This is a genomic window from Pseudomonas sp. S44, assembly GCF_016624805.1.
Taxonomy (GTDB): domain Bacteria; phylum Pseudomonadota; class Gammaproteobacteria; order Pseudomonadales; family Pseudomonadaceae; genus Aquipseudomonas; species Aquipseudomonas machongensis.
Window position 1 is genome coordinate 1 of sequence record NZ_JACVTY010000012.1, and the last position, 16835, is coordinate 16835.

At 65.8% G+C, this 16835-nt stretch carries 13 protein-coding genes; 2 read left to right on the forward strand and 11 right to left on the reverse strand.

Annotation, left to right across the window (positions count from 1 at the left end; genetic code table 11):
• Positions 1-96: 96 nt before the first annotated feature.
• The 7 genes from IAE40_RS11380 to IAE40_RS11410 form a co-directional block, all read right to left on the reverse strand.
• Positions 97-1722, reverse strand: coding sequence for a BatD family protein (locus IAE40_RS11380; RefSeq protein ID WP_112897779.1), 1626 nt, complete (start codon positions 1720-1722; stop codon positions 97-99).
• The gene (locus IAE40_RS11385; RefSeq protein ID WP_197889824.1) at positions 1719-3443 is read right to left on the reverse strand and encodes a tetratricopeptide repeat protein; all 1725 of its coding nucleotides are present in this window, start codon (positions 3441-3443) and stop codon (positions 1719-1721) included. The genes IAE40_RS11380 and IAE40_RS11385 overlap by 4 nt, the downstream gene beginning before the upstream one ends.
• Positions 3440-4516 carry a vWA domain-containing protein gene (locus IAE40_RS11390; RefSeq protein ID WP_054893620.1) on the reverse strand — a complete coding sequence of 359 codons (1077 nt, stop codon included), beginning with the start codon at positions 4514-4516 and terminating at the stop codon, positions 3440-3442. The genes IAE40_RS11385 and IAE40_RS11390 overlap by 4 nt, the downstream gene beginning before the upstream one ends.
• Positions 4509-5003, reverse strand: coding sequence for a DUF4381 domain-containing protein (locus IAE40_RS11395; RefSeq protein ID WP_054893621.1), 495 nt, complete (start codon positions 5001-5003; stop codon positions 4509-4511). Before IAE40_RS11395 ends, IAE40_RS11390 begins: the two co-directional genes overlap by 8 nt.
• Positions 5000-5941: a DUF58 domain-containing protein gene (locus IAE40_RS11400; protein WP_186666749.1), complete on the reverse strand. Its 942-nt coding sequence runs from the start codon at positions 5939-5941 to the stop codon at positions 5000-5002. The genes IAE40_RS11395 and IAE40_RS11400 overlap by 4 nt, the downstream gene beginning before the upstream one ends.
• Before the next feature lie 4 nt (positions 5942-5945).
• On the reverse strand, positions 5946-6905 hold the full coding sequence (locus IAE40_RS11405; RefSeq protein WP_054893623.1) for an AAA family ATPase: 960 nt from the start codon (positions 6903-6905) through the stop codon (positions 5946-5948).
• Between the two features lie 217 nt (positions 6906-7122).
• A complete protein-coding gene (locus IAE40_RS11410; RefSeq protein ID WP_371105597.1) occupies positions 7123-8358 on the reverse strand; it encodes an NCS2 family permease in 1236 nt (411 codons plus the stop codon).
• 467 nt (positions 8359-8825) lie between these two features.
• Between IAE40_RS11410 and IAE40_RS11415 the strand changes: the two genes are divergently transcribed.
• Positions 8826-9581 (forward strand): GntR family transcriptional regulator, encoded by a 756-nt coding sequence (locus IAE40_RS11415; protein ID WP_197892459.1) that lies wholly within the window; start codon positions 8826-8828, stop codon positions 9579-9581.
• A gap of 200 nt (positions 9582-9781) precedes the next feature.
• Here the strand turns inward: IAE40_RS11415 and guaD are convergent, their stop codons facing one another.
• From guaD to xdhA, 4 genes are all read right to left on the reverse strand, one after another.
• Positions 9782-11086 (reverse strand): guanine deaminase, encoded by a 1305-nt coding sequence (guaD, locus tag IAE40_RS11420; RefSeq protein WP_153773405.1) that lies wholly within the window; start codon positions 11084-11086, stop codon positions 9782-9784.
• 10 nt (positions 11087-11096) lie between these two features.
• Positions 11097-11942, reverse strand: a complete 846-nt coding sequence (gene xdhC, locus IAE40_RS11425; protein ID WP_125930396.1) for a xanthine dehydrogenase accessory protein XdhC — start codon at positions 11940-11942, stop codon at positions 11097-11099.
• 117 nt (positions 11943-12059) lie between these two features.
• Entirely contained in the window at positions 12060-14459 is a 2400-nt protein-coding gene (gene xdhB / locus IAE40_RS11430) for a xanthine dehydrogenase molybdopterin binding subunit (protein WP_200603186.1), read from the reverse strand.
• Complete coding sequence (gene xdhA / locus IAE40_RS11435) at positions 14452-15906, reverse strand: xanthine dehydrogenase small subunit (protein ID WP_200603187.1); 1455 nt, start codon at positions 15904-15906, stop codon at positions 14452-14454. The genes xdhB and xdhA overlap by 8 nt, the downstream gene beginning before the upstream one ends.
• 269 nt (positions 15907-16175) lie before the next feature.
• On the opposite strand from xdhA, the gene IAE40_RS11440 reads away from it, so the two are divergent.
• Positions 16176-16835, forward strand: coding sequence for a GntR family transcriptional regulator (locus IAE40_RS11440; protein WP_063543931.1), 660 nt, complete (start codon positions 16176-16178; stop codon positions 16833-16835).

Below are 16835 nucleotides of genomic sequence, written 5' to 3' on the forward strand. Positions count from 1 at the left end.
CGAAACAAATGTAGGAGCGGGTTTACCCGCGAAGCGCCGCGCGGGCGGCGCGCGATCTCATGGGCGCTGAAAATCTGTCGGCAAGCACCTGAAAACTCACTTGGGATAAAGCGGCGGCAAACCCCCACCATCCCCACCCACAGGCAACCCCTGCTGAGCCGAAGGAATATCTCCGATCGCCCGCCACAACTCATCCCCCTGCCAATGCTGCCCCGCCTCGCTGTAGAGCGCGCCATTGAGCCCATCCAGGGCATTGGACAAGGGCACGAAGCGCGCCGCCATCTCCGCCAGGGTCTCGGGTTGCTGCCGCGCCCAGGCATCCAGCGCCTGGCGCGTCGCCTGCGGATCGTTGGCGAGGGTCGCGCGCTTGAGATCGTCGAGCAGCGTACGCGGGCTGGGCCCACTCTGCGATGCGCGCAATACCGCCGGTTGCGAACGCGCCCGCCACCAGAGGGCAAAGCCCAGCAGCGTGGTCAGCGCCAATATCATCGTTGCCAGTTGCCACGGCCAGAGCAGCGCAGATCCGCTGCTGACATCCCCCACCGGCGTGTCGGCGCTCAACGCCGGGTTATCGTCGACCTTGATGCTTCGCGCCGGCAGGCTACTGTGCTCCAGATGGTCTTCGAGGGTGTTCCACCAGGTGACCTCCAGCGCAGGCAGCATCAGGTTGCCACTGTGGATCGGCACCAGCGCTTCGCGCTCCTCACGATTGGCGGTCATCCCGCGTTCGTTGATCTCGTTGCGCAGCAGGGGTTGGTCCGGGTAGCGGCGCAGGCCAGTGACCTCGGTAGCTGGCAGCGGTGGCAACTGCGTGCTGGACAGCCCCTCGGCGCGCAGGGTGATGCTGCGCGTCAGGGAATCACCAATCTGCGTCGGCTGCTGGTTCGGGTCGGGGTTCCAACGTTCTTCCAGGCTGAGGCTGCGGGCCGGGAGCCAGGTCACACCAGCAGGCCAGGTCGCAGGGATGGCCTTGACCTGCAGGTCAAGCGGCAGCGAGCTGACCTGCACCTGGCGCCCGCTGCGTGCCCCGCCGGCAGGCGGTTCAGTGCTGTCGGCAGCGGTGGCGGTGAAGGTCAGGGGAGGCACTTGCAGTACGCCGCTCTGTTGCGGATAAAGCGCGTAGCGGGTTTCGATCACGCCATGGCGCACGCCGTTGATTTCTTTCTCGTAGGTGCGCGACTCGCCCAGCGGCTCGACCTTGGCGTTCTCAAGGCGCAGCGGGCTGAGGTTGCTGTCGTCGTACAGCGACACCGAATGGTAGATGCGCAGGGTCAGTACCGCCTGGGCCTGGACGTAGACCTCGGGGTTGTCGAGGGTCGCCTCGATGAACACCTGCGAGGCGCTGTCCGGGCGATTGGGGTCGGGTTGTACCACTTGCAATTCGATGGCCTGGCTGCGCGACTGCCCCAGTTGCAACTCCGGGATCTGCAGGCTGCCGCTGCGCCGTGGCAGCAGGGTGACGATCCAGCGGGTGCTGGCACGGGTTTCGCCATCGAGGGTGTGCAGGCTGTTGAGCTGGCGGGTGCCGCGCACTTCGAAGTCGCCCTCCAGGGCGCGCAGGTCAGGTTTGCCGAACTGGGTGACATCCTGGCTTTCCAGCGTGAGCTCCAGGGTTTCGCCGGCTTCCACGCGGGTGCGATCGACACTCGCCTGCAGCGCCGGTTGGGCCTGGGCCAGGGTGAGCCAGAGCAGGCTGAGCAAGAAGACGCCGAGGCGACTCATCGTTGGGGTTCCTGATGCAATTGCTGTTCGTACCAGAATTTGCGTCGCAGCAACTGCGCCGGGTTGTCGGGGATCTCCCGCAACCACTGCTCCAGGGCCTGGCGCTGTTCGGCGTCGAGGCTGGTAGAGGTGGGCCGCTGCGGCGGCTGGGTGAGGCTGTCATCATCGCCGCCCTGGTTGCCGGACGACGCCTGGTTGTTGCTGTTGCTGGTGCTGTCGCCGCCGTCCTGCGCTGGGCTCTGTTCGTCGTTGCCGGGCGTGCCCTGGGCACTGCTGGAGGCCGAGCTGCTGTTGCCGTCGGTGTCGCGGCTCGGCGTCGGTTGTGCGTCGCTGGTGTCCGGTTTTTGCTCGGCGCGGCCCTCGCGTTGTTGCAGCAGTTGTTGCACCAGTGCCTGGTTGTCCAGCGCCGGTTGCAGGTCGGGCTGGCGCTCCAGTGCCTGCTCGTAGGCATCCAGAGCGGCATCCAGTTCGCCGGCGCGGGCCAGGGCGTTGCCTCGATTGTAGTGGGCCGCGGCGCTGTTGCCCTGGGCGAAGGCCTGGGCGGCGCCAGTGTAGTCGCCCGCCTGGTACAGCGCCATGCCGCGCCACTGCGGATCCTCGAAGCGCTGGGCGGCTTCGGCCGGGCGCTGGTGTTGCAGCAGGTGCTGGCCCTGTTGGTCGGGGCGACGCCAGAGGTCCTGGAATTCGAACGCCTGGCTCGGTTGGGGCAGGGCCAGCAGCAGTGGCAGGCAGAACAGCCAGCCGCGACGACCGGCGCAGGCGGCCAGCAGCAACAGGGGCAGCAATAGCCAGTAGCCCTGGTCGGCCCAGCTGTCCAGTTGCAGGGTCTGGCCGTCGTTGCGCAGGGCGCGGGGGGAGTCGAACAGGCCCAGACCACGCAGGTCGAGATCGTCGATACGGGCATGCCGGTAGCGTCCGCCCGTGCCGACGATGAAGCGCTTGAGCTCGGCACTGTCCAGGCGTGGGACGAGGATGGCGCCCTGGTCATCCTTGAGGTACTCGCCACTGGCCTGGCGCACGGGCGCGCCCTCGGCGGTGCCGACGCCGAGCATCAACAAAGAGGGGCCCTGGCGACCCAGGGCCTGGACGATACCCTGGCGCTCCTGCTGGCTGAGCGAGCTCCCGATCAGCAGCACGCGGCCTTGCCCCAGGCCGCTCTGAGCGAGCAGCGCCAGGCCCTTTTGCACTGCCAGGTCGGCGCGGTGGCCGGGCTGCGGCATGATCGAGGGGTCGACGGCCTCGAGCAGGTTGCGTGTGGTGCCCAGGTCATCCGACAGTGGCACCAGGGTGTGCGCGCTGCCGGCATAGACGATCAACGCGGTCTGGCTGTCGCGACGGTGTTCGAGCAGGTCGAGCACCTTGCGTCGGGCCTGTTCCAGACGGTTGGGCGGGCTGTCTTCGGCGAGCATCTGCGGGGTCAGTTCGAGCAGGATCACCAGCGGGTCGGCCGGGCGTTGGCGGGTTTCTTCCAGGCGCTGCCAGCTGGGTCCGAGCAGGGCCAGGAGCACCAGCAGCCAGGCCAGGCCCAGGGCGATCCACGGCAGCTTGCTGGTGCTGCCATTGCCGCCCCCGAGCAACACTGCATGGAACTGCGGCGGCAGGATCATCTGCCAGCGTCCGGCACGTTTGCGTCGATGCCAGAGCTTGAACAGCAGCCAGCCGAGCAGGGGCACCACCAGCAGCCAGAGTGGGCGCAGCCATTGTGGCCAGAGTTCGATCATCGCCGCCTCCTCAGGCGCAGGCGCTTGAGGCGCTGGCGCCATTCGGGGTGGGGCTGCAGAAAGCGTGGTCGACGCAGCGCGCGTTGCAGCAGATTGTCAGGCCACTGCACGGCGATCACCAACAGGACGCTGAGCAGCAGCGCCAGGGCCAGCGGCCAGGCATACAGCTCCCTGGCGGTGCGCGCCTGGGTGGGTTGTTGGGCCACTGGTTCGAGCTGATCGAGGGTGTCACCGATGCTGTTCAGCTCGGCGCCGTCATGGGCGCGGAAATAGGCGCCATGGGTGAGCTCGGCGATTTCCTTGAGCGAAGCTTCGTCCAGGTCCAGGCTCGGATTCAGGCCGAGCAGGCCTGGAGTACCACTGGCGTCGGGGTTGGCGCCGATGCCGATGGTGTAGATGCGTACGCCTTCCTGGGCCGCCAGGCGCGCGGCCGTCAGGGGATGTATCAGCCCGCCGTTGTTGGCGCCATCGGTCACCAGCACCAGCACCCGGCTCTGTGCCGGGCGCTGACGCAGGCGCTTGACCGCAAGGCCGATGGCATCACCGATGGCGGTGTTCTTGCCGGCGATGCCGATCTGCGCTTCGTCGAGGAAGGTACGCACGGTGCGTCGGTCGAAGGTCAACGGGGCTTGCAGGTAGGCCTCGCTGCCGAACAGGATCAGCCCGACCCGGTCGCCTTCACGGTCCTGGAGAAAGTCACCGAGCAGCGCCTTGACCAGATCGAGGCGACTGATTTCGTCGCCTTTCCACTGCATGTCGGGGAAGTCCATCGAGCCCGACACGTCCACCGCTACCAACAGGTCGCGGCCACTGGCCGCGATCGGTACCGGGTCGCCCAACCACTGTGGCCGGGCGGCCGCCAGCAGCAGAAGCAGCCAGATCACCACGAACGGCGCCTGCTGGCGCCAGGTGGGCAGGTTGAGGCGGGCGCGGCGCCCGGCAAGGCCTTCAAGCTCATCGAGAAAGCCCACCTTGAGCACCGGCTCGCCGCTGTCGGCGGCAGGCAGCAGCAGGCGCATCAGCCAGGGCAGCGGCAGCAGGGCGAAGATCCACGGCCAGGCCAGGTCAAACATGTTTGCGAATCCAGGTCTCGACCGCCTGGGCGAGCCCGGCGATGGCCTTGTCGTCGAGCTTGCACTCGGGCTTGTAGGCGCCTTCGACCAGTACCATCCAGCGGGTCAGGCCGGCGGCCGGACAGCGGTTGTCGAGAAACGCCAGCCATTGACGGCCGTTGAGCGTGTGGCTGTTGGCGCCAGGGTAGTGATTGCGGCACAGGCGTTTGAGCAGGGCATTGATCTGCTGCAGCCAGGCACCCGCCGGTGCGCCGTCGTAGGGGCGCGGCAGGCGGGCGAGTTCGGCCAGGGCTTCGACGCGGATCGGGTCCAGCGGCTGTTCGGCGGGCGGCGCCTGGCGTCGGCCTGGCCGCCAGCGGCGCAGGCGCCACAGCCCCCAGCCGAGCAGCGGCAACAGGACCAGCAGCAGCCACCAGCCCGGCGCCGGTGGCCACAGGCCGATGGCCGGCGGGGCGATCAGGGGTTGCAGTTGGTCGAGCGGGTTCATTGGCCGCTTCCCGGACGCTGGTTGAGGTACTCGCGCAACTGCTCGATCATTTCGCTCTGGGTGCTCAACGGCATCAGCACCACGCGCATTTTCTGCGCCAGCAGTTCCCAGCGTTCGATACGTGCTTCGGCCTGTTGGCGATAGAGCTGGCGCAGGTTGGCGTCCAGGGTGTCGAGCTCCAGGTGCGCGCCGCGTTGAGCGAAGCGTAGCAGGCCAGCGGCGGGCAGGGCGTGGTCGAGAGGGTCGGAGACCGGCATCAGCAGCACGTCGCAGTGGCGTGAGAGCATTGCCAGGTGCTGTTCGACGGCTGGGGTGAGTGCGCGTTCATCGCAGATGACGATGGCCAGGCTGCCGGGGCGCAGCACTTCGCGTGCGCGGCGCAAGGCCAGGCCCAGGCTGTCGGATTGGGGCAACGCTTCGGTGTGCAGCGACTGGTTGACCTTGGCCAGGCGGTTGAGCAGTTGCAGCAGGCTCTGCTTGCTGCGCCGGGGCTTGATCTCGTGGTGTTCGTTGTCGCCGAACACCAGGCCGCCGATGCGGTCGTTATGGCCCAGCGCCGCCCAACCGAACAACGCCGCCGCCTGGGCCGCGAGCACCGACTTGAACATCAGGCCCGAGCCGAAGAACAAGCGCTGGCTCTGCTCGACCATGATGAAGATCGGCCGCTCACGCTCTTCATGGAACAACTTGGTGTGAGGTTCCTGCGTGCGAGCGGTGACACGCCAGTCGATGTTGCGCACGTCGTCGCCGGCCTGGTACACGCGCACCTGGTCGAAGTCGACCCCGCGTCCGCGCAGCTTGGAGTGGTGCAGGCCCACCAGCGGGCTGCGCTGGCCGGGCCGGGAGAACAGCTGGATCTCGCGCACGCGGTGGCGCATGTCGATCAGCTCGGCCAGGCCGATGCGGATGCCGGGTTCGGCGAGGTGCGTGGCGGGCATGGGGTCAGGCGACGGCGACGACGTCGAGGATACGCTGTACCACACGGTCCTGGTCGATGCCCGCAGCTTCGGCTTCGAACGACAGGATGACGCGGTGGCGCAGCACGTCGAACAGCACGGCCTGGATGTCTTCCGGGCTGACGAAGTCGCGCCCGGCCAGCCAGGCATGGGCACGTGCGCAGCGGTCCAGGGCGATCGAGCCACGGGGGCTGGCGCCGTAGGCGATCCAGTCGGCAAGCTCGCTGTCGAACTTGGCCGGGGTGCGCGTGGCCATGACCAGTTGCACCAGGTATTCCTCAACGGCATCGGCCATGTACAGGCCGAGGATTTCCTTGCGTGCGGCGAAGATCGCCTGCTGGCTGACCTGGCGCTCCGGCTTGACCTCGCCGCCCAGCGCCTCGCCACGGGCCTGCTGGAGGATACGACGTTCGACGGCCGCGTCGGGGAAGCCGATTTTCACGTGCATGAGGAAACGGTCGAGTTGCGCTTCGGGCAGCGGGTAGGTGCCTTCCTGCTCGATCGGGTTCTGCGTGGCCATGACCAGGAACAGCGGCGACAGCTCGTAGGTGCTGCGGCCCACGCTGACCTGGCGCTCGGCCATGGCCTCGAGCAGTGCCGATTGCACCTTGGCCGGGGCGCGGTTGATCTCGTCTGCCAGGACCAGGTTGTGGAAGATCGGCCCTTGCTGGAACACGAAGCTGCCGGTTTCCGGGCGATAGATCTCGGTACCGGTGATGTCGGCCGGCAGCAGGTCGGGGGTGAACTGGATACGGTGGAACTGCGCCTCGATACCCTCGGCCAACTCTTTGATGGCCTTGGTCTTGGCCAGGCCCGGTGCACCCTCGACCAGCATGTGCCCGTCGGCGAGCAGGACGATCAGCAGGCGCTCGACCAGCTTCTCCTGGCCAAGGATCTGGGAGGAGAGAAAGGTGCGCAGCGCGATCAGCGCTTCACGGTGTTCCATCGTCGGCGGTTCCTGGAAATGGGCCGGGCGCTTGGGGGAGGGCGGTTGCCGGGCAGGGGGTGATACTTTAATCCATCCAGGGGTGCGGCGACCAATCGGGTTTCCGAAAAATTCCTGACGGCTGGAGTGGGGGGGGGGGGGGGGGGGGGGGGGGCGCGGGGGGGGGGGTGGGGGGGGTGGGGGGGGGGGGCGGGCCCGTTGCGGGCCCGGCGACGTTTCAGAGGAACACGAACTTGGCGATGAAGATCACGCACAGCACCCACAGGCTTGCGGAAATTTCCTTGTACTTGCCGGTCCCGGCCTTGAGCACGACGTAGCTGATGAAGCCCAGGGCGATGCCGTCGGCCACCGAAAAGGTCAACGGCATCATGATCGCGGTGACGATCGCCGGGATGCTGTCGGTCGCCTCGTCCCAGTTGATGTGCGCCATGCTGCCCATCATCAGCATCGCCACGTAGATCAGCGCGCCGGCCGTGGCGTAGGCGGGGATCATCCCGGCCAGCGGGGCGAAGAACATCGCCGCGACGAACAGCAGCCCGACCACCACCGCCGTCAGGCCGGTGCGCCCGCCCGCGGCGACCCCGGCGGCACTTTCCACGTAGCTGGTCACCGGCGGTACACCCACTGCGGCGCCGAACACGCTGGAGGCACTGTCGGCCTTGAGGGCACGCGACAGGTTTTCGATGCGACCGTCCGGGGCCACCAGGTTCGCCCGCTGCGCCACGCCCATCAAGGTGCCGGCGGTGTCGAACATGTGCACGAACAGGAAGGCCAGCACCACGCTGATCATGCTGACGTTGAAGACACCGGCCACGTCCATGGCCATCCAGGTCGGTGCCAGGCTCGGTGGCAGCGAGAACACCCCGCCATACTGCACCAGGCCCAGGCCCCAGCCGGCCAGGGTCACGGCGATGATGCTGATGAGAATGGCGCCGAACACCCGGTGGTAGCTCAGCACCGCGATCATCAGGAAACACACGGCCGCCAGCAGCGGTCCGGGCTCATGCAGCGAACCGAGCTTGATCAGCGTCGCCGGGCTGTCGACGATGATGCCGGCGGTCTTCAGGCCGATCAGCCCGAGGAACAGCCCGACACCGGCACCCATGGCATGGCGCAGGCTCACCGGAATGCTGTTGAGCAGCCACTCGCGTACCCGCGACAGGGTCAGCAGCATGAACAGCACGCCCGAGACGAACACGGCGCCCAGCGCGGCCTCCCAGGTGTAGCCCATGGTGCCGACCACGGTGTAGGTGAAGAAGGCGTTGAGCCCCATGCCCGGTGCCAGGCCCACCGGCCAGTTGGCGTACAGGCCCATCAGCAGGCAGCCCAGGGCGGCGGCGATGCAGGTGGCGACGAAGGCGGCACCGTGATCGATACCGGCGTCGGCCATGATGTTGGGGTTGACGAAGATGATGTAGGCCATGGTGATGAAGGTGGTCATCCCGGCGATCATTTCGGTCCTGACGGTCGTGCCGTGGTGCCGGAGTTTGAAGATCCGCTCCAGCCATCCCGGTCGGGGCGACGCAGCGAGATCCAGCGTTGGGGCTTCGGATTTGCGGCTTTCCACAGCGAGTACTCCTCAAGTCTTTCTTGTTGTTCTGGAGCCTTGGTCCTGCGCATGCACTTGGCGGCTCCGCGAGGGGGTGGCAGACGCCTGACGGCTTTGTTGACTTTTGGGTCAGGAAGTTGCTCGGTGGATTATGCTTTTGTGTACAAAGAATGCAAATAATGTTTTATCTTTTGTGCGCACAATCTGCGTCAGCGCAGCTATATGGGAATTGGCCACCTGCAGAAACGGCTCAGCCTGTGTACAATGCGCAGATACCTTGATCCCTTTTTTCACCCCAGGACTTGCCAGCCACCCTCTGACAGGTATTACAGTCGAGGTTCCACTGGCCGATCCCTTGTGCTCGAGTGCCCATGAACGAACAGCTGCAACCTCTGAAGAAACCTGCGCGCGCAGCCAAGGCCGGCCGCAGCGGTACCCAGGACGACATCGTCTATGCGCACATTTTCGAGGCCATTCTCGAACAGCGCCTGGCGCCGGGCACCAAGTTGAGTGAGGAAGCGCTGGGCGAAATCTTCGGCGTCAGCCGCACCATCATTCGCCGCGCCCTGTCGCGTCTGGCCCATGAAAGCGTGGTGCTCCTGCGACCCAACCGTGGTGCGGTCGTGGCCAGCCCTACGGTGGAGGAGGCGCGCCAGGTGTTCTTCTCCCGGCGCATGGTCGAGCGCGCCATCACCGAGCTTGCGGTGCAGCACGCCACCGGCGAGCAACTCAACGAACTGCGCCAGATGGTCCGCGATGAGCGCGACAGCTTCTCGCGTGGCGATCGTGGCGCCGGTATCCGTCTTTCCGGCGAGTTCCACCTCAAGCTGGCCGAGGCGGCCGGCAATGCACCGCTGGTCAGCTTCCAGCGCAGCCTGGTGTCGCAAACGTCGTTGATCATCGCCCAGTACGAAAGCGGCAACCGCTCGCATTGCTCGTACGATGAACACATGCAGCTGATCGACGCCATCGAGGCGCGTGATGCCGAGCAGGCGGTGAGCCTGATGATGCATCACATGGATCATATCGACAGCAAGCTCAACCTTGACGAAGACAGCGCGTCCGACGACCTGCATGCGGTGTTCTCGCACCTGCTGAAAAAACCCAAGGCTGCCGCCAAGGGTTGATCGTTTGCCTGAATGAATGACCGAGGGCTGCTGTGCAGCCCATCGCGGGACCAGCCCGCTCCCACAGGTTGGACTGCTGCCAAGTTGGACATGAATCCAACCTTTGCGGCAGTTCAGGTACAGCACACCCCTCGGGCCTGGTGCTTTCTCTGTGGCAGCGGGCTCGTCCCGCGATGGGCCGCGCAGCGGCCCTTTGTGCATCAGCGCCGATGCACCGAGCGCCCCGCGGCGAAGGTCTCGCGCACGGTACGGTCATCGCCCAGGGTGGTCAGCACGAACAAGGTCTCCTCGATGCTGTTGGATTGCTGGATGCGGTAGTCCAGCAGCGGCGTGGCCTTGTAGTCGAGCACCACGAAATCGGCATCGTTGCCGGCGCGCAGGCTGCCGATGCGGTCGTCCAGGCGCAGGGCGCGGGCGCCGCCGAGGGTTGCCAGGTACAGCGACTTGTACGGGTGCAGGCGCGCACCCTGCAGTTGCATCACCTTGTACGCCTCGTTCAGCGTGTTGAGCAGCGAGAAGCTGGTTCCAGCGCCCACATCGGTGCCCAGCCCGACATTGACCTTGAAACGCTCGGCCTGGGGCAGGTTGAACAGACCACTGCCCAGGAACAGGTTGGACGTCGGACAGAAGGCCACGGCCGAGCCGGTTTCGGCCAGGCGCTGGCATTCCTCGTCACACAGGTGCACGCCGTGGGCGAACACCGAGCGCTCGCCCAGCAGTTCGAAGTGGTCGTAGACGTCCAGGTAGCCCTTGCGCTCGGGGAACAGTTCCTTGACCCAGTCGATCTCCTTGAGGTTCTCCGACAGGTGGGTGTGCAGGTACACGCCCGGATGCTCCTTGAGCAGTTGTCCGGCCATGGCCAGTTGTTCAGGCGTGCTGGTGGGCGCGAAGCGCGGCGTCACCGCATAGTGCAGGCGAGCCTTGCCATGCCAGCGCTGGATCAGCGCCTTGCTCTCGCTGTAGCTCGACTCGGCGGTGTCGGTCAGGTAGTCAGGGGCATTGCGGTCCATCATCACCTTGCCGGCGATCAGGCGCAGGTCCAGGCGCTCGGCCTCCTCGAACAGGGCGTTGACCGACTCCGGGTGCACGCTGCCGAACACCAGCGCGGTGGTGGTGCCATTGCGCAGCAGTTCCTGCAGGAAGATCTTCGCCACCTTGTCGGCATGGGCCTTGTCGGCGAACTGCTTTTCGCAAGGGAAGGTGTAGGTGTTCAGCCAGTCCAGCAGTTGCTCGCCGTAGGAGCCAATCATGCCGGTCTGCGGGAAATGGATATGGGTGTCGATGAAGCCCGGGGTGATCAGGGCATCCTGGTAGTGCACCACCTCGATACCGGCGTCGAGGGTCGGCAGCAGGTCGCTGGCGTGCCCCAGGGCGCTGATGCGGCCTTCGTCGACCACCAACAGGCCGTCTTCGTAGTATTCGTGGGAGGCCTCCAGGCCGACCTCGGCAGGGTCGGCGATGCTGTGCAGGATGGCGGCACGGTAGGCTTTGCGGGTTGCAGTCATAAAGCGCTCGTCAAATGGCTTGGCTGCGCCGGGAGGGCGGCAGCAACTGGGCAATGGGGCCTGCATTGGCGCCAGCGTCATGCTGGCCGAAGCAGGCGTTGTAGGTGGCGATGATTTCGCCGGCGATGGACACCGCGATCTCGATGGGCAGCTTGCCCTTGACCTCCGGCAGGCCCATGGGGCAGCGCATGCGTGCCAGCACGGCATCGTCGTAGCCGCGCTCGCGCAGGCGGTGTTCGAACTTGACCCGTTTGGTCTTCGAGCCGATCAGGCCGAACCAGGTGAAGTCGTTGCGCTTGAGGATGGCGGCGGTCAGTTCCAGGTCGAGCTGGTGATTGTGGGTCATGACGATGCAGTAACTGCCCGGCGGCAGTTCGGCCACTTCGTCGACCGGCTCCTCGCTGACCACCTTGGTCACCCCGTGGGGGATAAGCGGCGGGAACTCCTGCTCGCGCGAATCGATCCAGCGCACCCGGCAGGGCAATGCGGCGAGCAAGGGTACCAGAGCCCGGCCGACATGGCCCGCGCCGAACACCGCGATCTGCGCCTGCACCGGCGCCATGGGTTCGAACAACAGCACCGTGACGCCGCCACAGCACTGGCCCAGGCTCGCGCCCAGGCTGAAGCGCTCCAGATGCGGTGTGCTGCGCTGCTCGGCAAGCATCTGCCGGGCGATGTGCAGGGCCTTGAACTCCAGGTGCCCGCCACCGATGGTGTCGAACAGGTTGCTGGCGCTGACCACCATCTTCGAGCCAGCGTTGCGTGGCGTCGAGCCGCGCTCCTCGATGATGGTCACCAGGATGCAGGGTTCGCCGCGGGACTGGTGGTCGGCGAGGGCATTGATCCATTGGTGCATGATGTAGCCTCTCTAAACCATGCTGAGGGCCCTGTAGGAGCGGGCTTGCCCGCGAAGAGGGCGGTAAGGCCATCTTCACATTCGCGGGCAAGCCCGCTCCCAGGGAATCCCTCGCTGTCAGTGGGTGACGGTTTCCAGTTCTTGTCCGGTCGGCTGCTGTTGCGCCGCTGCCTTGCGCATCTGCTCGCACCCCCACAGCACCCGCTCGGGTGTCGCCGGGGCGTCGATGTGCGGCTGCACGCGATAGTCGGCGAGGCTCGCCACCGCATCCTTGATCGCGCACCAGGCGGCGATACCGAGCATGAACGGCGGCTCGCCCACGGCCTTGGAATGGAACACCGTGTCCTCGGGGTTCTTGCGGTTTTCCACCAGCTTCACGCGCAGGTCCAGGGGCATGTCGGCCACCGCCGGGATCTTGTAGCTCGCCGGGCCGTTGGTCATCAGCTTGCCCTTGGCGTTCCACACCAGTTCCTCTGTGGTCAGCCAGCCCATGCCCTGGATGAAGCCACCCTCGACCTGACCGATGTCGATCGCCGGGTTCAGCGAGTCGCCGACGTCGTGCAGGATGTCGGCACGCAGAATCTTGTACTCGCCGGTCAGGGTGTCGACGATCACTTCGACGCAGGCGGCGCCAAAGGCGAAGTAGTAGAACGGTCGGCCGCGTGCCTGGCTGCGGTCGTAGAAGATCTTCGGCGTGCGGTAGAAGCCAGTGCTCGACAGCGACACCTGGGCGAAGTACGCCTGTTGCACCAGTTGCTCGAAGCTCAGCAACTGGTCGCGTACGCGCACATGGCCGTTGCGGAACTCGACATCTTCCTCGGTGACCTGGTAGTGCCGGGCGGCGAATTCGGTCAGGCGTTTCTTGAGGATCTCGGCCGCGTTCTGCGCCGCCTTGCCGTTCAGGTCCGCACCGCTGGACGCCGCCGTCGGCGAGGTGTTGGGCACCTTGTCGGTGTTGGTGGCGGTGATCTGGATGCGGTTGAAATCGACCTGGAACACCTGCGCGACCACCTGGGCGACCTTGGTGTTCAGGCCCTGGCCCATCTCGGTGCCGCCGTGGTTGAGGTGGATGCTGCCGTCGGTATAGATGTGGATCAAGGCGCCTGCCTGGTTGAGGAAGGTGGCCGTGAACGAGATGCCGAACTTCACCGGGGTCAGAGCCAGGCCCTTCTTCAGCACCGGGCTGTGTTCATTGAACTGGCGGATAGACTTGCGCCGCTCGGCATAGTCGCTGCTGGCTTCCAGGTCGGCGGTCATTTCCTCGAGCAGGTTGTGCTCGACGGTCTGGTAGTAGTGGGTGACGTTGCGCTCGGTCTTGCCGTAGTAGTTGGCCTTGCGCACCGCCAGCGGGTCGAGCGCCAGGTGGCGGGCGATGTGGTCCATCACCTGCTCGATGGCGACCATCCCCTGCGGGCCGCCGAAGCCGCGGTAGGCGGTGTTCGACGCGGTATTGGTCTTGCAGCGGTGGCCGTTCACCGTGGCATCGCCCAGGTAGTAGGCGTTGTCGGAGTGGAACATGGCGCGGTCGACGATCGAGCCGGACAGGTCCGGCGAATAACCGCAGTTGCCGGCCAGGTCGAATTCGATGCCGTGCAGGCGGCCTTCATCATCGAAGCCGACGTCATATTCGACGTAGAACGGGTGACGCTTGCCGGTCATGGTCATGTCCTCGACCCGCGGCAGGCGCATCTTGGTCGGCTGCCCGGTGAGGCGCGCGATCACCGCGCACAGGCAAGCGGGGCTGGCGGCCTGGGTTTCCTTGCCACCAAAACCGCCGCCCATGCGGCGCATGTCCAGCACCACCTTGTTCATCGGCACGTCGAGCACTTCGGCGACCAGCTTCTGCACCTCGGTGGGGTTCTGCGTCGAGCAGTAGACGATCATGCCACCGTCTTCGGTGGGCATCACCGAAGAAATCTGGGTTTCCAGGTAGAAGTGCTCCTGGCCGCCGATGTGCAGGGTGCCTTGCAGGCGATGCGGGGCACTGGCCAGGGCCTTGGCCGAGTCGCCGCGCTGGTGGGTGTGGCTGTCGAGCACGAAATGCTTCTTGCGCAAGGCTTCGACCACATCGAGCACCGGTTCCAGGTCTTCGTACTCGACGATGGCCGCCAGGGCGGCGCGGCGAGCGGTGTCCAGGTCGCGGGCGGCGACGGCGAGCACCGGCTGGCCGAAGAACTCGACCTTGTCGATGGCCAGCAGCGGATCGCCCGCGACGACCGGGCCGATATCCTTGAGCCCAGGGATGTCCTCGTGAGTGATGGCGATGCGCACGCCTTCGAACTGATAGCAGGGGGACGTGTCGATGCGCAGGATGCGCGCGTGAGCACGGTCGGCGGTGCGCGCATAGACGTGCAACTGGTTGGGGAATTCCAGGCGGTCGTCGATGTACACCGCTTCACCTGACACGTGCTTGTCGGCGCTGTCGTGCTTGACGCTGCGACCGACCCCGCTGGTCAGGTCCTGGCTGAACAGTTCGGCCATCTCGGCCTGGCTCTTGACGGCGTGATGGTTAGACATAAGCGGTCACCCGGGTCTCGATGTACGGCGATTGCTGTTCGATGAAGTATTTGCGCAGCAGGTTCTGCGCGGTCAGCAGGCGGTATTCCTTGCTGGCGCGAAAATCCGTCAGCGGGCTGAAGTCTTCGGCCAGTGCCTGGCAGGCGCGCTCGATGCTCGCCTGGTTCCAGGGCTTGCCAAGCAGCGCCGCCTCGCAGGCACGGGCACGCTTGGGAATCGCTGCCATGCCACCGAAGGCGATGCGCACGCCGCCGACCACGCCGTTCTCGATGTTCAGGTTGAACGCTGCGCATACCGCAGAAATGTCGTCGTCCAGACGCTTGGACACCTTGTAGGCGCGGAACGTCCAGTCGTTGCTGGCGCGTGGCACCAGGATCTTCTCGATGAACTCGCTGTCCTGGCGGGCAGTGATGCGGTAGTCGATGAAATAGTCTTCCAGCGCCAGGGTGCGCTGGCGATCGCCCTGGCGCAGGACGATCTGTGCGTTGAGGGCGATCAGCAGGGGTGGCGAGTCGCCGATCGGCGAGGCGTTGCCGATGTTGCCGCCCAGGGTGCCCTGGTTGCGGATCTGCAGCGAAGCGAAGCGGTGCAGCAGGGCGCCGAAGTCGGGGTATTCCTCGTTCAGCGCGCCATAGCAGTCGGTGAGCGGGGTGGCGGCGCCGATTTCCAGGTGGCTGCTGGTCTTGTCGATGCGCTTGAGCTCGGCGACATGGCCGACATAGATCATCACCGGCAGGGTCTTGTGGAACTGGGTGACTTCCAGTGCCAGGTCGGTGCCGCCTGCGAGCAGGCGTGCCTCGGGGTGCGAGCTGTACAGGTCGGCCAGGTCGGCGACGGTCAGCGGGACCAGGCAGCGCTTGTCACCACTGTTGAGCTCGCCAGTCTGCTGCGGGGCGATGGCCTGGAGACGGGCGATGGTCTGCGCCTGCTGGGCGTCGAACTGGTCCTGGCAGGGGCGGGCGCAACTCTGCTTGGCGGCGTCGAGTATCGGCCGGTAGCCGGTGCAGCGGCACAGGTTGCCGGCCAGGGCTTCCTGTGCCTGGTGCAGGTCGTGGCCGCTGCTGTTCTTCTGCAGGGCGAACAGCGACATGACGAAGCCTGGAGTGCAGAAGCCGCACTGCGAGCCGTGGCAGTCGGCCATGGCCTTCTGCACGCTGTGCAGCTCGCCCTGGTGCTTGAGGCCCTCGACACTGATCAGTTGCTTGCCGTGCAAGGAGGAAACGAACGTCAGGCAGGAGTTGAGGCTGCGATAACGCAGCGTCGGCTGGCCCAGGTCATCCGGGGTCAGTTCGCCCACGACCACGGTGCAGGCGCCGCAGTCGCCGCTGGCGCAGCCTTCCTTGGTGCCGGGTTTGCCCAGGTGCTCGCGCAGGTACTGCAGCACCGTCATGTTCGGGTCCAGGGCGTGCTCGTTGCGCAGCTCCTGGTTGACGAGAAACTGGATCACGGGGAAGGCCTCGTAATGGTTTTATTGTTGTTGGGCGGACTCTAAGCAAGGGCTGACCTTGAGGTCAATATTTTTCTGACTCAAAGGTCAAGATTTTGCCCGTGCCGGGTTCTGGCCGCCCAACCCTGTCTCTTTACAAGCATAGATCGCGCCGGGCATGGCAACTGACCGACAGGTCGCACAAAGCCTCGCGCGCCGCTGCGCGCAAGCCCGGCGAGTGCGCTACAATCGCGCCTTTCGTGCCCCGTTTTCGATTCCGAAGGAAAATCATGACGTTCAAGGCGCCGGACAGCCTCTCCGAGCAAATTGCCCACTACCTGGCCGAGCGGATCATTCGCGGCGAGCTTGCACCCGGCGAGCGCATCCAGGAGCAGAAGGTCACCCAGGCCCTGAATGTCAGCCGCGGCTCGGTACGCGAAGCGCTGCTGATTCTTGAACGTCGTCATCTGGTGGCTATCCTGCCGCGCCGCGGAGCCCACGTCACCGAGCTCGACGAGCACAGTGTGCGGAGCCTGTGCAGCCTCATGGGCGAGCTGTACATCCTGCTGGGCAACGCCGTCGCCCAGCAGTGGCGCAGCGAGACCGACCTGCTGCCGTTCCTGGAGATCCAGCAGCGCCTGCACCAGGCCCGCAACAACCTGGACATCAAGGCGTTCGTCGCCGAAAGTTTCGCCGTCATGCGCGCTGCCTTCCCCTTCGCACGCAACCCTTACCTGCAGGAGACCGTGGAGAACCTGCAGCCGGCCATGAGCCGCGCCTACTACCTGGCGCTGGATCAACGCCAGGCCAGCATGGACGACTACGTCGACCTGTTCGCCCGCCTGCTGGAGGCAGTATTGCTGCGCGACCTGCCGCGTATCCGCGAGGTGCTGATCGCCTATTGCCAACGCAGCTGCGAGCTGGTGTTGGCTGCGCTGGCGCAGGCCTGA

Bases quoted from the DNA above. Each gene is read 5' to 3' on its own strand.
- IAE40_RS11400 (WP_186666749.1), bottom strand. From the start codon at position 5,941: ATGCCCGCCACGCACCTCGCCGAACCCGGCATCCGCATCGGCCTGGCC.
- xdhC (WP_125930396.1), bottom strand. From the start codon at position 11,942: ATGCACCAATGGATCAATGCCCTCGCCGACCACCAGTCCCGCGGCGAA.
- IAE40_RS11410 (WP_371105597.1), bottom strand. From the start codon at position 8,358: ATGATCGCCGGGATGACCACCTTCATCACCATGGCCTACATCATCTTC.
- IAE40_RS11440 (WP_063543931.1), top strand. From the start codon at position 16,176: ATGACGTTCAAGGCGCCGGACAGCCTCTCCGAGCAAATTGCCCACTAC.
- guaD (WP_153773405.1), bottom strand. From the start codon at position 11,086: ATGACTGCAACCCGCAAAGCCTACCGTGCCGCCATCCTGCACAGCATC.
- IAE40_RS11380 (WP_112897779.1), bottom strand. From the start codon at position 1,722: ATGAGTCGCCTCGGCGTCTTCTTGCTCAGCCTGCTCTGGCTCACCCTG.
- IAE40_RS11415 (WP_197892459.1), top strand. From the start codon at position 8,826: ATGAACGAACAGCTGCAACCTCTGAAGAAACCTGCGCGCGCAGCCAAG.
- IAE40_RS11385 (WP_197889824.1), bottom strand. From the start codon at position 3,443: ATGATCGAACTCTGGCCACAATGGCTGCGCCCACTCTGGCTGCTGGTG.
- IAE40_RS11405 (WP_054893623.1), bottom strand. From the start codon at position 6,905: ATGGAACACCGTGAAGCGCTGATCGCGCTGCGCACCTTTCTCTCCTCC.
- xdhB (WP_200603186.1), bottom strand. From the start codon at position 14,459: ATGTCTAACCATCACGCCGTCAAGAGCCAGGCCGAGATGGCCGAACTG.
- IAE40_RS11390 (WP_054893620.1), bottom strand. From the start codon at position 4,516: ATGTTTGACCTGGCCTGGCCGTGGATCTTCGCCCTGCTGCCGCTGCCC.
- IAE40_RS11395 (WP_054893621.1), bottom strand. From the start codon at position 5,003: ATGAACCCGCTCGACCAACTGCAACCCCTGATCGCCCCGCCGGCCATC.